Source organism: Kosakonia sacchari SP1 (assembly GCF_000300455.3).
Taxonomy (GTDB): domain Bacteria; phylum Pseudomonadota; class Gammaproteobacteria; order Enterobacterales; family Enterobacteriaceae; genus Kosakonia; species Kosakonia sacchari.
This window is the reverse complement of record NZ_CP007215.2, coordinates 2922025-2935495: the sequence shown is the minus strand read 5'-3', so window position 1 is coordinate 2935495 and position 13471 is coordinate 2922025. Positions and strand designations below refer to the sequence as shown.

17 protein-coding genes are annotated in these 13471 nt (G+C 52.6%); 5 read left to right on the top strand and 12 right to left on the bottom strand.

What is annotated here, in order from left to right:
* Positions 1–36 precede the first annotated feature (36 nt).
* Positions 37–1086: an oxygen-dependent tRNA uridine(34) hydroxylase TrhO gene (gene trhO, locus C813_RS36845; RefSeq protein ID WP_017456384.1), complete on the top strand. Its 1050-nt coding sequence runs from the start codon at positions 37–39 to the stop codon at positions 1084–1086.
* A gap of 34 nt (positions 1087–1120) precedes the next feature.
* Here the strand turns inward: trhO and C813_RS36840 are convergent, their stop codons facing one another.
* The 10 genes from C813_RS36840 to mdtH all read right to left on the bottom strand — a co-directional run bounded on the left by C813_RS36840 (position 1121) and on the right by mdtH (position 8545).
* Positions 1121–1696, bottom strand: a complete 576-nt coding sequence (locus C813_RS36840; RefSeq protein WP_017456385.1) for a YceI family protein — start codon at positions 1694–1696, stop codon at positions 1121–1123.
* A 1-nt stretch (position 1697) separates the two neighbouring features.
* Positions 1698–2264 carry a cytochrome b gene (locus tag C813_RS36835; protein ID WP_017456386.1) on the bottom strand — a complete coding sequence of 189 codons (567 nt, stop codon included), beginning with the start codon at positions 2262–2264 and terminating at the stop codon, positions 1698–1700.
* 259 nt (positions 2265–2523) lie between these two features.
* Positions 2524–2640: a DUF2770 family protein gene (locus tag C813_RS36830; protein WP_017456387.1), complete on the bottom strand. Its 117-nt coding sequence runs from the start codon at positions 2638–2640 to the stop codon at positions 2524–2526.
* Positions 2641–2691: 51 nt separating this feature from the next.
* Positions 2692–3810: an N-methyl-L-tryptophan oxidase gene (gene solA / locus C813_RS36825; protein WP_017456388.1), complete on the bottom strand. Its 1119-nt coding sequence runs from the start codon at positions 3808–3810 to the stop codon at positions 2692–2694.
* Positions 3811–3930: 120 nt separating this feature from the next.
* Positions 3931–4185: a biofilm formation regulator BssS gene (bssS, locus tag C813_RS36820; protein ID WP_017456389.1), complete on the bottom strand. Its 255-nt coding sequence runs from the start codon at positions 4183–4185 to the stop codon at positions 3931–3933.
* A 276-nt stretch (positions 4186–4461) separates the two neighbouring features.
* Positions 4462–4707, bottom strand: a complete 246-nt coding sequence (dinI, locus tag C813_RS36815; RefSeq protein ID WP_017456390.1) for a DNA damage-inducible protein I — start codon at positions 4705–4707, stop codon at positions 4462–4464.
* 75 nt (positions 4708–4782) lie between these two features.
* Positions 4783–5823, bottom strand: coding sequence for a dihydroorotase (pyrC, locus tag C813_RS36810; protein WP_017456391.1), 1041 nt, complete (start codon positions 5821–5823; stop codon positions 4783–4785).
* Between the two features lie 116 nt (positions 5824–5939).
* The gene (locus tag C813_RS36805; RefSeq protein WP_017456392.1) at positions 5940–6500 is read right to left on the bottom strand and encodes a lipoprotein; all 561 of its coding nucleotides are present in this window, start codon (positions 6498–6500) and stop codon (positions 5940–5942) included.
* Between the two features lie 123 nt (positions 6501–6623).
* Positions 6624–7271, bottom strand: a complete 648-nt coding sequence (gene grxB / locus C813_RS36800) for a glutaredoxin 2 (protein WP_017456393.1) — start codon at positions 7269–7271, stop codon at positions 6624–6626.
* A 65-nt stretch (positions 7272–7336) separates the two neighbouring features.
* The gene (gene mdtH, locus C813_RS36795; RefSeq protein ID WP_017456394.1) at positions 7337–8545 is read right to left on the bottom strand and encodes a multidrug efflux MFS transporter MdtH; all 1209 of its coding nucleotides are present in this window, start codon (positions 8543–8545) and stop codon (positions 7337–7339) included.
* Positions 8546–8782: 237 nt separating this feature from the next.
* On the opposite strand from mdtH, the gene rimJ reads away from it, so the two are divergent.
* From rimJ to murJ, 4 genes are all read left to right on the top strand, one after another.
* Positions 8783–9367 (top strand): ribosomal protein S5-alanine N-acetyltransferase, encoded by a 585-nt coding sequence (gene rimJ / locus C813_RS36790; RefSeq protein WP_017456395.1) that lies wholly within the window; start codon positions 8783–8785, stop codon positions 9365–9367.
* Between the two features lie 9 nt (positions 9368–9376).
* Positions 9377–10024 (top strand): YceH family protein, encoded by a 648-nt coding sequence (locus tag C813_RS36785; RefSeq protein WP_017456396.1) that lies wholly within the window; start codon positions 9377–9379, stop codon positions 10022–10024.
* A gap of 2 nt (positions 10025–10026) precedes the next feature.
* Positions 10027–10950: a Gfo/Idh/MocA family protein gene (locus C813_RS36780; RefSeq protein ID WP_017456397.1), complete on the top strand. Its 924-nt coding sequence runs from the start codon at positions 10027–10029 to the stop codon at positions 10948–10950.
* A gap of 107 nt (positions 10951–11057) precedes the next feature.
* Positions 11058–12596, top strand: coding sequence for a murein biosynthesis integral membrane protein MurJ (gene murJ / locus C813_RS36775; protein WP_017456398.1), 1539 nt, complete (start codon positions 11058–11060; stop codon positions 12594–12596).
* Between the two features lie 79 nt (positions 12597–12675).
* Here murJ and flgN read toward each other — a convergent pair whose 3' ends face one another.
* Together flgN and flgM are read right to left on the bottom strand one after the other, a co-directional pair.
* Positions 12676–13098, bottom strand: a complete 423-nt coding sequence (gene flgN / locus C813_RS36770) for a flagella biosynthesis chaperone FlgN (protein ID WP_017456399.1) — start codon at positions 13096–13098, stop codon at positions 12676–12678.
* Between the two features lie 4 nt (positions 13099–13102).
* On the bottom strand, positions 13103–13396 hold the full coding sequence (flgM, locus tag C813_RS36765; protein WP_017456400.1) for a flagellar biosynthesis anti-sigma factor FlgM: 294 nt from the start codon (positions 13394–13396) through the stop codon (positions 13103–13105).
* Positions 13397–13471 lie beyond the last annotated feature (75 nt).

Sequence of the window (13471 nt, the reverse complement as noted above, 5' to 3'; positions counted from 1 at the left end):
GTTTTTTCACCCCTAACTTTGCAGGACACGTACACCATGCCAGTGTTACATAACCGCATCTCCAATGATGAACTGAAGGCGCGGATGCTCGCGGAAACGGAACCCCGCGTTACCGTCTCGTTCTATAAGTATTTCTCGATTATCAACCCGCAAGCCACGCGCGACGCGCTCTACCAGGCTTTTAGCCAGTTGAACGTGTTTGGCCGTATTTACCTTGCCCATGAAGGTATCAATGCGCAAATCAGCGTGCCACAAAGTAAATTCGACGCCTTTCGCCAGGCGCTTTATGCGTTCGATCCGGCGCTCGACGGCCTGCGTTTAAATATCGCGATTGATGATGACGGTAAATCCTTCTGGGTGCTGCGCATGAAAGTCCGCGACAGGATTGTTGCCGACGGTATCGACGATGAGAGTTTTGACGCCAGCGATGTGGGGGATTATCTGAAAGCGGCGGAAGTGAATGCCATGCTCGACGATCCTGATGCAGTGTTCATTGATATGCGTAATCACTACGAATATGAAGTCGGACATTTCGCCGGTGCGCTGGAGATCCCGGCGGATACGTTCCGCGAGCAGTTACCGAAAGCGGTCGAAATGATGCAGGAACATAAAGACAAGAAAATCGTTATGTACTGCACCGGCGGTATTCGCTGCGAGAAAGCAAGCGCCTGGATGAAGCATAACGGTTTCAATAAAGTGTGGCATATCGAAGGCGGTATCATTGAATATGCGCGGCGCGCGCGCGAACAGGGCTTACCGGTACGTTTTATCGGTAAAAACTTTGTGTTTGACGAGCGTATGGGCGAGCGCATTTCCGATGACGTTATTGCCCATTGCCACCAGTGCGGCACACCTTGTGATTCCCATACCAATTGTCGTAATGACGGCTGCCATTTGCTGTTTATTCAATGTCCGGCCTGTGCTGAGAAATTTAACGGTTGCTGCAGTGAGCTGTGTAAAGAAGAGAGTGCACTCCCGGAAGAAGAGCAGCGTAAACGTCGCGCCGGTCGGGAGAATGGCAACAAAATCTTTAACAAATCCCGTGGTCGTCTGAATACCAAACTGGGCATTCCGGATCCGGAATAAAAGCTGAGGAGAGGGTTGCCCCTCTCCCGCAATCTTACTTCTGGCGCACGCCTTCCACGGAAATAATCAGTTCAACGTCCTGCGACGCCGGGCCCAGATCGGTGGTGATATTAAAGTCTTTCAGCTTAATTTTGCCGGAAGCTTCAAAGCCTGCGCGCACACCGCCCCACGGATCGTTGCCCTGACCCATCAGTTTCGCCGCCAGCACCACCGGTTTGGTGACGCCGTTCAGCGTCAGGTTTCCGGTGATATCCAGCCCGTCACCCGCTTTTTTCACCTCAGTTGACGCAAAGGTCGCCTGCGGGAATTTGGCGACATTCAGGAACTCAGCGCTGCGCAAGTGTTTATCACGCTCTGCGTGGTTGGTATCGACACTGTTAGTGTTAATGGTGACGTTCACTTTATCCGAGGCCGGGTTGGCCTCGTCAAAGCTAAAAGTCCCGTCGAAATCTTTAAACGTGCCATAGAGCCAGCTATAGCCGAGGTGCTGGATACGAAAATTAACGAAGGCGTGCTGACCCTCTTTATCAATTTTGTAATCCGCAGCGATAGCAGAACCCGTAGTAAACAGCAGCGAAGCGAGAGCGAGTCCCGGCAGGATTTTCTTCATATTATGCTCCAGAGTCAGGCGACGATTTTCCCAGCATGCGCTTGAGAGTGACGTCTTTATCGATGAAATGGTGTTTAACGGCGGCAAGGCCATGCAAAACAGACAGCACGACGACTGTCCATGCCAGCCAGAGGTGAATATTTCCTGCAAGGTCGGCTTGCGATCCGGCATCGGCAAGCGTTGCGGGGATCTCGAACAGCCCAAAAACGCTGATGGGTTTACCGTCAGCTGTGGAGATCAAATAGCCGCTGAAAAGAATGCCGAACAACAATAGATAGAGCGCGATATGGACAAACACAGCGCTGATATGCGTCAGACGTGAATAGCTGGCGAGCGGCTTTGGCGGCGGGGAAAAAAAACGCCACACGACCCGGAACACGAGGCCCAGCATGAGCAAAATGCCGATGCTCTTATGCAGCTCAGGCGCTTTATGATACCAACCGTCGTAATAGCTCAGCGTCACCATCCACAGACCCAACGCGAACATACCATAAACCACAATGGCCACCAGCCAGTGCAGCACAATGGAAACGGCGCCGTAGCGCTCAGGTGAATTGCGTAATGGCATAATTGTTAAGTATGGTTAATAATTGGTTAAATTAAAATGGCGGGAGAGAAACAATATTGCAACTCAAATTTACGATATTGGATCGTTATTTTTTCTATATCATCATTTTTGAATAACTTTGCGGGATAATGTTCAGCGCATTAGGTTGATTGGGGTGTAAGTTCTGAATTTATTAAGGTTTTATTGCGCTGGTAATATTTAAATATTCTGCCCTTGAAATATGTTTTTATAAATATTTGTCAATTTTTGTCAGTGTTTATCAGGGTAACCATACGATATAGATAATATCGATCAGCGCGATAAGTAACCACAGAGCAATATAAATCATCAAATGCTCACGCACGTTATTTATTAAGAAATGAAACAGACGGTGCATATTCTCTCCGCAAAAATGCAATAAGCGACCCCGAATGAGGCCGCTGAAGGTTTACCCGGCAAAGCGGGACAGTGAGAAAGGTTGCAAATCAAAATGCGAGCTTTTGCCGTGGGCAAATTCACAGGCGATCTCACCCAACACTGGTGCAAATTTGAAACCGTGCCCGCTAAGGCCTGTGACAATCAGCGTGTCCGGGAAGCCCGGCAGCGTATCAATAATAAAGTCTTCATCCGGAGAGTTATCGTAAGTGCAGGATGCACCGTACAAACACCCACCGATGCCGGGCAGGAACTGGCGCAGAAAAGCGAAACATTCGGAACCATCACCCGGTTCTTCGCCAAATGGCGTACGCTGCTGCGCTTCGCTGATAAGCTGCCCACCGTTGTGGCGGCCGATTTTTAATTCATTCTCTTCTGCCGGGAAACCGTAATACTGGTCGCCATTGGGCATTTCGCCGGTAAATGCCGGGAATTTGTTTTTGGTGCTGTAGCGGCCATCGGCCTGGAACCATGCAAAAACTTTGCGGACCGGTTGTATCGGCAGTTCGGGCAGCAGTTTTTGCACCCATGTCCCCGCGCTGACAAGAACTTTTTTGCCGTGGAATGTCCCTTCCTGGGTATCGATACTGATGCCGTCATCATGATGATGCAGCGCAGTGACCGGACAATTGAACAGCTGAGCGCAGCCCGCCTCTTTGGCAAGGCGGATCCAGGTCTTTATCGCCAGCTCGCTACGCAGCACACCGGAGTCTGCTTCAAACAGGCCGATGTAATCGTCGGGGACGCGGATTTCCGGCCAGCGTGCCATCAGTGACGGGGCATCGAGTTTTTCGACGACCAACTGCCAATGCGCTGCGCTTTGCGCGACGTTAGCCAAAAAAGCGGAATCAGCCGGACCAATGTTGATAACGCCTGTACGGTCAAACACCGCTTCGCCGCTTTCCGCCGCCAGTTGCTCCCACAACTGCTGGGCGCGCAACACCAGCGGAACATATTTCTCGCCTTCGCCGTAAGCATGACGGATTAAACGCGTATCACCGTGGTGGCTGCCTTCCTGATGCGGCGGCAGGTGAGCGTCGGTCATCAGCACGTTCAGCCCGCTTAGTGTGGCGTAATAGCCTGCCGCAGCACCGACAGAGCCGCTGCCAATAATAATGAGATCGTATTTCATGGTGGTGTTCTCCAGGCAAATGCGTGTTCAGGAGGGTAATTAACCTGGGAACGTTATACAAGGACAGAAATAAGAAAGGCACCACAAGGGTGCCTGTTGAGTCTATATAGCGCATTGTTGCTAATGCCTGCGATACTCATCTTCCTGGTAGTCGCCCGATTCAATCTTGGCAATGCCCGCTTCGAGTATCGATATAAACTGGCGGGCAACATCGGTCGTTAACCACAACGTCTGGCCGACTTCGGTCTCTTCCTGAGCGGCTCTGTTTGGGGTCTGGTAATGCAACCGGAGCATCAGTGCGTCGTAGCTATCCACGGTGCTGATGTCCCATCCGACCAGTGGATGGGTCTGGATGACTTCATTATTCTTTACCATCATAACCCCTTTATTGGCGTGTTTAATTCGACAACGACTCTTGAGGTTCAATGCGTGTTTTATTTGAAGCTTTTTCAGTATACCAACAAGTGGAGGAGTAGATCGAATAATTAAACACTCTGCAACATGTTTTTTCGGCCGTTAGATTTTTTTGAATAAGAAAACGGGCTCTTAACCATATATTTTTATTAAAAAAGATCTACGCCAGGATTGTGCTGAAAAAAACAACAAAAAAAGCCGGGGCGACCCGGCAATAAGCACAAACTTAAAGAGAAATTAGTCGGTGATAAACCAGTCGTCGGCGCTTTCCCAGGTTTCCTGCAAAATTTCAGTTATGCGATCTTTATCTTCTTTTGCACCGCCTAAAACCGAAAGATTATTTGCTGCGGCATAGCGAACCGTAATTTTGTTTTCGCGATCGGGGTAACAATTGTTCAGACGACGAGATAACTCGCCCGCCAGCGCATCAACAGCGCCAGGCGGTAAGGGTGTGGTTTTGGCGATAGTCACTTCAATGCGCATAATAGCCCCCTGTGTAATTTACTGTATGTTTATACAGTTAAGCGAAAAATATTACAACAGGGAGCGATAATTTTTTTATTTAACGCGCCAGCGCACGGTTTCACCCGCCAGGAAAGGCACCAGCGAATCTTCCGGCAGCGCAATTGTCTCTGGTACCAGGCACTCTTCACGCACCAGTTCAACCAACGTTTCGTTCACCGGTAAGCCATAGAATCGCGGTCCGTTGACTGAACAGAACGCTTCAAAATGCTGGAGGGCGTTCATCTCTTCAAACACGGTTGCATAACTGCCAAGCGCGGTGGGGGCGTTGAAACAACCGGCGCAGCCGCAACTGGCCTCTTTACGATGACGCGCATGCGGCGCGGAGTCCGTACCGAGAAACGCGCGAGTAAAACCGCTGGCAACCAGTTCGCGCAGCGCCTGCTGGTGAATATTACGCTTCAGGATCGGCAGACAATACAGGTGAGGGCGCACACCACCTACCAGCATATGGTTTCGGTTAAACATCAAGTGTTGAGGGGTGATGGTCGCGGCCAGCAGCTCATTGCCTTCACGTACATAGTCTGCGGCATCTTTGGTCGTAATATGCTCAAACACCACTTTCAACCCCGGCAGGCGCTGGCGCAGAGGTTCCATGACCGTTTCGATAAACCGTGCTTCGCGATCGAAAATATCAATATCTGCGTGTGTCACTTCGCCATGCACCAGCAGCGGCATCCCCAGTTTTTCCATCCGTTCCAGAACCGGCATAATCGCATCAATGCTGGTAACACCATGGCTGGAGTTGGTCGTGGCATTCGCCGGATAGAGTTTCGCTGCCGTAAACACCTGCTCGTTAAAGCCGCGTTCGACTTCATCGGCGTTCAGGCTGTCGGTCAGGTAGCAGGTCATTAAGGGCGTAAAATCATGCCCGGCGGGCACAGCATCAAGAATACGCTGACGGTAGGCGATGGCCGCATCCACGGTGGTAACAGGGGGAGCCAGGTTCGGCATGACAATGGCGCGGGCGTAAGTTTCGCTGGTCCATGGCACCACGGTTTTTAGCATTTCGCCATCACGTAAATGGACATGCCAGTCGTCAGGACGGCGGATTTTCAAAACCTGGGGTTGAGTCATTGGAGTGCTCCGGCTGGTGAGAAACAGGTGTTTTTTGCCGGGCACTAAGAATAAGCGGAAACGTTTTCGTTTGCATCTTTTTCCTGAAAAAAAGGGCGCTCGCGGCGCCCTGTCATTTAGTCTGTGAGGGGAATGATAATTTCGCCCGGTTTCACCTCAATCCCTTTGGCATATTTTTTCGCCAGCGCCTCGCCTTTGCTGCTGTCTTCTTTCAGCACATAGGCAGGACGTTGGTTAAAATAATTGCGTAGCGACTGATTAAGATAGGGCATCAGCGTTTGTAACACGGTCTGCATTTTTTCCGGTGACACGGTGGCGTTAACCACTTCCATCTCCTGCAGGTAAATCGCGCCTTTTTCCTTATCAAATACCGGCAACGCTTTGAGCTTCAATTTGATAATGGCTTTCTGGTTGCCAAATAGCGAGGTCATATCCAGATTCGCATCACCGGTCAGCGTGATTTTATTGGGTTCTTCGCGACCGATTTCACTGGCCAGGTTATTCAGCACAATATGGGCATCCGCAACGCCGGGCACACCAATGTCTTTGGCGAAGTCGTTACGTTTTTGTAGCGCCTGGTTAATCTCCTGTTCGCTGATAGAATATTGGGTCAGTTGATTGCACCCCACCAGCACACCGCTCAACAGTAATACTGCGGCAAAAATGATTCTCTTCATGAATTCCTCAACGTGATCGCCATGCTACGACGCAGGGGCGTAGCATGCGACACACGCTAAATAAAGGCCAGCGGAAAAAGCTGAAAGGCATGACGGAAGCGGGTGCGCTTCCGTCACGGGCGGTTAAATAGCCATCGATGACAGCAAGTTAATTTGTGTCTGTTTCGCCATATTGTCGCGGTACGCTGCAACGCGGCTTGGCCAGTTGATACCGCTTACCAGCGTCAGGTTACGTAGCAGCGGGAAGAGATGAATATCATCATCGGAGAGTTCCCCGTTCACCGCGTTGGGCTGAACAATCAGTTTATCCAGCGCACGTAAATCGTCGCTGATATTTTTCGCTAGCCCTGTGGAATGGCTGAGGTGCTCGGCAAAATCGCCAATGGCGGCCTCTTTTTTGGCAACGAAATAGGCCCGCGCCTGCGGCGTGGAAAATTCATCAAACGGCGATTTCGCGAAGCGCGGGATCAACAGCTTATTAACGTAGCCATTCACCTTACGCAGCCATTCTTCAATTTTCGGGTTTTGCTTGCCGGTGAGCAGCGGTTTGCCATCAAGCTTATCGACATAGTGAACAATATCCATGCTTTCCGGCAGATAGCGACTGTCATCCTTTTGCAGGATCGGCGCCATTTTCTGGCCAATCATTTTTGTGGGTGTGACTTCGTCATCATTGAGCAGGATCTTGAGTTCGACGGGGATGTTCTTAAGGCCGAAAATCATGCGGGCTTTAACGCAGAACGGGCAGTGATCGTAAATGTAGAGTTTCACGTTTCTCCTCCATACTGGCTTATCCATCAATTACCAGTATGGAAGAGGGAAAACCTGCGCGCAAATCAGGCACCGGGTTCAAGCATGGTCGGACGAATACGTTTGTGACTGAATTGCCACAGCAGCGCCATAGAGGTGATCATCCCGATAACGCCAAGCATCATCCACGGCAGTTCCGGCTGATTAAATGCTTTCCCGGCGTCAAACAGCCAGCCGCCACCGGCATAACCAAGCGCGCCCCCGAAGGCCAGCCCAAGACGGCTGAAACCCATATAGCTGCCGCGCGCACGGGCATCGGCCAGCTGTGCGCTTAACGTTTCGCGCGCTGGCTCGGCAATAATGGAGCCGATGTAGAAGGTGCAAATCAGCGTAAAGAGTTGCTGCAGCGTGCCGACCATCCCCACCGGCAACAGGCTGAATGACATCACCAGCAGACCCGCCATCAGGCGATGCTCAAGGCGAAAACGTTTTTCACTCCAGCGAGCAATGGGGTAGAGCAGCGTCAGCGACAGACAGGCTTCAATGGCGTACATCCACTTCACTGCCGCCGGGGAACCGGCAATGTCGTTCACCATAATCGGCAGCATCAACATAACCTGCACCGCCAGCATGTAATAACCGGTAAGGGTCAGCACGTAAGTCACAAAGCGCTTGTCACGCAGTACGCGCGTCAGACCTTCGCGCACCGGCGCTTTCACCGTCGAGAGTTTCCAGGCAGGCAGCAGCCAGGCGTTAAACGCGGCACACAAGATAAACATCAACGCACCAGCTGCGCACACCAGACGAAAGTCATATTGCAGCAGCCAACTGCCGAGCAGCGCGCCAATAACCGCGCCCGCGCTGTCCTGCATCATTAGCAGCGAGAAAAAGCGGCTACGCTGATTGGGGCGCACTAGTTTCACCACCAGCGCGGAGCGCGGCGGATCAAACAGCGTGCCGCCCAGCCCGGAAAGAATACAGGAGAGCCACAGCAGCCAGGGTTCATGTGCCACCGCCATCGCGGCAAAACCGCCTGCGCGCATCAGCATGCCGGTGACAATCAGCGGCTTGGCACCGAAACGGTCGGCAATCGCACCGCCGAAAATCCCCAAACCTTGTTGAATAAACTGACGCAAACCGAGGGCAATGCCGACCATTAACGCCGCCCAGCCAAGCTGGTCAACAAAGCGGATAGAAATCAGTGGGAAGACAACGAAAAAGCCGAGAACAACCAGCATATTATCGACAAGCAGGAAATATTTACCCAGGCTCCTTGCCTGCGATATGCGCGCCATTTCCCCTCCGGGAAATAAGAAAGATAAGACCTTCTTATTCTGCGGTTTCGTCGGGCCTTTTCCCATCTTCGCGGTGACAATATTTTTTTATCAACATCTGCCTTTGATTGAGACTTTTCATCGAAAATGGTGTTTGACGCAGAAAATGCCATGTTGCTGTTTTCCCACAGCGCCAGAGCAACTGTATAGTAAAGGGAAGGGGTTAAAAGTGTCGTAAAACGGAAGGAGTGGTAATGCATGTTTGGCTATCGCAGTAACGTGCCGAAAGTACGCTTAGTAACAGACCGCCTGGTGGTTCGCCTGGTGCATGAGCGCGACGCCTGGCGGCTGGCGGATTATTACGCCGAAAACCGCCAGTTTTTAAAGCCCTGGGAACCCGTGCGCGATGAAAGCCATTGTTATCCTTCCGGTTGGCAGGCGCGCCTGAGCATGATCAATGAGTTTCATAAGCAGGGTTCCGCGTTCTATTTTGCGTTGCTCGATCCGGAAGAGAAAGAGATAGTCGGCGTGGCGAATTTCTCAAACGTGGTGCGCGGCTCTTTTCATGCCTGTTATCTGGGGTATTCCGTCGGCCAAAAATGGCAGGGGCAGGGGCTGATGTTCGAAGCGCTCACCACGGCAATTCGCTATATGCAACGCACGCAACATATGCATCGCATTATGGCGAACTACATGCCACACAATAAACGCAGCGGTGATTTGCTGGCGAGGCTTGGCTTTGAAAAAGAGGGCTATGCCAAATCGTATCTGTTAATTGACGGGCAATGGCGCGATCACGTGCTTACCGCATTAACCACGCAGGAATGGACCCCCGGTCGCTAAGGAGTTTTGATGAAGTATCAATTAACCGCCGTAGAGGCGAGGGTGATTGGCTGTCTACTGGAAAAACAGGTGACGACGCCGGAGCAATATCCGCTCTCCATTAATGGTGTTGTCACGGCCTGTAATCAAAAAACCAACCGTGAACCGGTGATGAACCTTGCTGAACACGAAGTGCAGACGGTGCTGGATGAACTGGTCAAGCGCCATTATCTGCGCACGGTAAGCGGTTTTGGTAACCGGGTGACAAAATATGAGCAGCGTTTTTGTAATTCTGAATTTGGCGATCTCAAACTGAGTTCTGCCGAGGTGGCGCTCATCACCACGTTATTACTGCGCGGGCCGCAAACGCCGGGCGAGTTGCGCACCCGCGGCGAACGCATGCATCAGTTCAGCGATATGGCTGAAGTGGAAAATGCGTTAGAACACCTGGCGACGCGCGAAGACGGGCCCTATGTGGCGCGCCTGCCAAGAGAGCCAGGCAAACGCGAAAGCCGCTTTATGCATCTTTTCAGTGGCGATGTGCAGACGCTGGTGAATGTTGTTGAAGACGTCAGCCCGGCGGAAGCGTCACTTGCCGCGCGCGTCGACGCGCTGGAAGCGGAAGTGGCTGAACTGAAGCAGCGTCTGGATTCGCTACTCGCACATCTGGGAGATTAACGGTGACAACTTTACGTATCGGTGTGGTAGGGCTTGGCGGCATTGCGCAAAAAGCCTGGTTGCCTGTGCTAGGCGCAGCAACAGACTGGACGCTGGCGGCGGCCTGGTCGCCAACGCGGGAAAAGGCACTGCGCGTGTGCGAAACCTGGCGCATTCCGTATGCCGATTCTCTGACTTCCCTGGCGGCACAATGCGACGCGGTGTTTGTCCACACCTCAACGGCTTCACACTATGCGGTCGTCAGTGAGTTGCTCAATCTCGGTGTCCACGTCTGCGTGGATAAACCGCTGGCGGAAAATTTACAGGACGCGGAGCGGCTTATCGAACTGGCCGCGCGTAAAAAGCTGACGCTGATGGTCGGGTTTAACCGCCGTTTCTCCCCGCTGTACCGCGAGTTAAAACAGCAGATACCACAGGCCGCCTCGCTGCGAATGGATAAACACCGTACCGACAGCGTCGGGCCGCATGATTTACGCTTCACCCTGCTGGATGACTACCTGCACGTTGTGGATACCGCACTGTGGCTGGCGGGCGGTGCCGCGCAATTAAAAAGCGGCACACTGCTGACCAATGATGACGGTGCCATGATTTATGCCGAGCACCATTTCAGTGTTGAACACCTGCAAATTACCACCAGCATGCATCGCCGGGCGGGCAGCCAGCGTGAATGGGTTCAGGCGGTGACAGACGGTGGGTTGTTCGACATTACCGATATGCGGGAGTGGCGCGAAGAGCGCGGGCAGGGCGTTGTCGCCCGTCCAGTGGCGGGCTGGCAGAGCGTGCTGGAACAGCGCGGTTTCGCCGGATGCGCTCGCCATTTCATTGAATGCGTGCAAAATCAGACAGTTCCGGAAACCGCAGGCGAGCAAGCGATCCTCGCCCAGCGCGTTGTAGATAAGCTCTGGCGCGAGGCGATGAGTGAATAATGCCCGGTAACATCTGGCGATAGTAATTCGCCTTTTTCCCTGTAGACTAAGCGCTTCGCTGTACATCAACGCCTGCATTGCAGGCGTTGTGTCTTATGGAAACCAGAATGAACCTATTAAAATCGCTGGCGGCTGTCAGCTCCATGACGATGTTTTCCCGCGTGCTGGGTTTTGCGCGCGATGCCATTGTGGCTAGGGTATTTGGTGCGGGAATGGCGACCGATGCCTTTTTCGTGGCGTTCAAACTGCCGAATTTATTGCGCCGCATTTTTGCAGAAGGGGCGTTTTCTCAGGCCTTTGTGCCGATCCTCGCCGAGTACAAAAGTAAACAGGGTGAAGATGCGACGCGGGTTTTTGTCTCCTATGTCTGCGGGTTGCTGACGCTGGCGCTGGCGATTGTCACCGTGGCCGGGATGCTGGCGGCGCCGTGGGTGATCCTCGTCACCGCACCGGGTTTTGCCGATACGGCGGATAAATTCAACTTAACCTCGCAGCTGCTGCGCATTACCTTTCCTTATATTTTGCTGATCTCGCTGGCGTCGCTGGCCGGGGCGATCCTTAATACCTGGAACCGTTTTTCGGTGCCGGCGTTTGCGCCGACGTTCTTAAATATCAGCATGATTGGCTTTGCGCTGTTTGCCGCTCCCTATTTTCATCCGCCGGTACTGGCGCTGGCCTGGGCCGTTACGGTCGGCGGAGTGCTGCAACTGGTGTATCAGCTGCCGCACCTGAAGAAAATCGGCATGCTGGTGCTGCCGCGCATCAGCTTCCGAGATGCCGGGGCGATGCGGGTGATCAAACAGATGGGGCCGGCGATTCTTGGGGTTTCGGTCAGCCAGATCTCACTTATCATCAACACCATTTTCGCGTCGTTTCTGGTTTCTGGTTCCGTATCGTGGATGTATTACGCTGATCGCCTGATGGAGTTTCCCTCCGGCGTGCTTGGCGTGGCGCTTGGTACCATCCTGTTACCGTCGTTGTCGAAAAGTTTCGCCAGCGGTAACCACGACGAATATTGCCGCCTGATGGATTGGGGTCTGCGGCTCTGTTTTCTGCTGGCGTTGCCCAGCGCCGTGGCGCTCGGCATTCTGGCGAAACCGTTGATCGTTTCGCTGTTCCAGTACGGCAAATTCACCGCATTTGATGCGTTAATGACGCAGCGCGCTCTCATCGCCTATTCAGTGGGGCTTATGGGGCTTATCGTGGTGAAAGTGCTGGCACCAGGCTTCTACTCGCGGCAGAACATCAAAACGCCGGTGAAGATTGCCATTGTCACGCTGGTGATGACGCAATTGATGAACCTTGCGTTTATCGGGCCGCTGAAACACGCCGGGTTGTCGCTGTCGATTGGTCTGGCGGCTTGTCTGAACGCCGGGTTGCTCTACTGGCAGTTGCGTAAGCAGCAGATCTTTACGCCGCAGCCGGGCTGGGCAAGTTTCCTGCTGCGTCTGGTGATCGCGGTGTTGGTGATGGCCGCGGCGTTAGTGGGCATGCTGTATGTCATGCCGGAGTGGTCAACTGGCACTATGCCCTATCGCCTGCTGCGGTTGATGGCTGTCGTGCTGGTAGGGGTGATGGCCTATTTCGCCACGCTTGCGCTGCTGGGCTTTAAAGTGAAAGAGTTCGCGCGTCGGACTACAGCGTAAGTTTGTTCAGCGAAGTAGAAGCGAGAAAAAGAAAAGCAAATTGCCAGGGAATTATCCCTGGCAAAGAAGACGGGTCTTATTAAATCGAGATTTTCTTTCCGCCACGGCTGGCGGAAGCGGTATAACCATTCGCGCCGTACAGGCTCGGTTCCTGATGCGGCTTTAGCAGTTCCAGCGCTTGCTGGTTACGCGCAATTTGTCCTTCCAGCAGCCATCCGTTGTGCTGGTTAAGGTCGCGCAAATGCTGCGTTTTCTGCGTAATAGTTTGCCAGCGATCGGCGATATCGTCGTTCGCGCTATGTTGCGCTTTTTGTGTCGAACGACGCTGTTGCTCCAGGTAATCCAGTGTCGCGAGCAATGAGCTTTTTTCTTCCGTGATACGCTGCAGTGCGCTGCTTTGAATGTTACCTACGGAAAGCTGTTTTTGCTCAGCATCCATCACGTCTTTAAGAGCGCTCAGGATAACTGTCATTTGATCAAGAATGTCTGACAGTCGATTCATACTGTTATTTACTCTGCAAGTAACTCTTCGCTTCATCAATCAGGGCATCGGCGATCTTGCCGGTGTCCATCTTCAGTTCACCATTACGGATTGCGGTTTTCAGCTGTTCCACGCGTTCCATATTGATGTCATTCGCGCCAGCCTGCATCAGCTTGGTCTGCGCGCCGCTGAGGGTCACGCTGGTGCTGTTTGCCGTAGCCGCTTTTTCCAGACGCGTTTTCTGCGTTTGGGTCTCGTTAGTTTCGCGCTGTTGAACGGAACTAACCGGTTTTAAAGACGATGTGCGATCAATGCTCATAGTGTTGTCCTCATCGAGGTATCCCGGCGTTTCGGGCCTGATATCTTTAGTCGTTGCTTAATTATCGGCAGGCGA

Coding starts and splice junctions, on each gene's coding strand:
- trhO (WP_017456384.1), top strand. CDS start 37: ATGCCAGTGTTACATAACCGCATCTCCAATGATGAACTGAAGGCGCGG.
- C813_RS36840 (WP_017456385.1), bottom strand. CDS start 1,696: ATGAAGAAAATCCTGCCGGGACTCGCTCTCGCTTCGCTGCTGTTTACT.
- C813_RS36835 (WP_017456386.1), bottom strand. CDS start 2,264: ATGCCATTACGCAATTCACCTGAGCGCTACGGCGCCGTTTCCATTGTG.
- C813_RS36830 (WP_017456387.1), bottom strand. CDS start 2,640: ATGCACCGTCTGTTTCATTTCTTAATAAATAACGTGCGTGAGCATTTG.
- solA (WP_017456388.1), bottom strand. CDS start 3,810: ATGAAATACGATCTCATTATTATTGGCAGCGGCTCTGTCGGTGCTGCG.
- bssS (WP_017456389.1), bottom strand. CDS start 4,185: ATGGTAAAGAATAATGAAGTCATCCAGACCCATCCACTGGTCGGATGG.
- dinI (WP_017456390.1), bottom strand. CDS start 4,707: ATGCGCATTGAAGTGACTATCGCCAAAACCACACCCTTACCGCCTGGC.
- pyrC (WP_017456391.1), bottom strand. CDS start 5,823: ATGACTCAACCCCAGGTTTTGAAAATCCGCCGTCCTGACGACTGGCAT.
- C813_RS36805 (WP_017456392.1), bottom strand. CDS start 6,500: ATGAAGAGAATCATTTTTGCCGCAGTATTACTGTTGAGCGGTGTGCTG.
- mdtH (WP_017456394.1), bottom strand. CDS start 8,545: ATGGCGCGCATATCGCAGGCAAGGAGCCTGGGTAAATATTTCCTGCTT.
- rimJ (WP_017456395.1), top strand. CDS start 8,783: ATGTTTGGCTATCGCAGTAACGTGCCGAAAGTACGCTTAGTAACAGAC.
- C813_RS36785 (WP_017456396.1), top strand. CDS start 9,377: ATGAAGTATCAATTAACCGCCGTAGAGGCGAGGGTGATTGGCTGTCTA.
- murJ (WP_017456398.1), top strand. CDS start 11,058: ATGAACCTATTAAAATCGCTGGCGGCTGTCAGCTCCATGACGATGTTT.
- flgN (WP_017456399.1), bottom strand. CDS start 13,098: ATGAATCGACTGTCAGACATTCTTGATCAAATGACAGTTATCCTGAGC.
- flgM (WP_017456400.1), bottom strand. CDS start 13,396: ATGAGCATTGATCGCACATCGTCTTTAAAACCGGTTAGTTCCGTTCAA.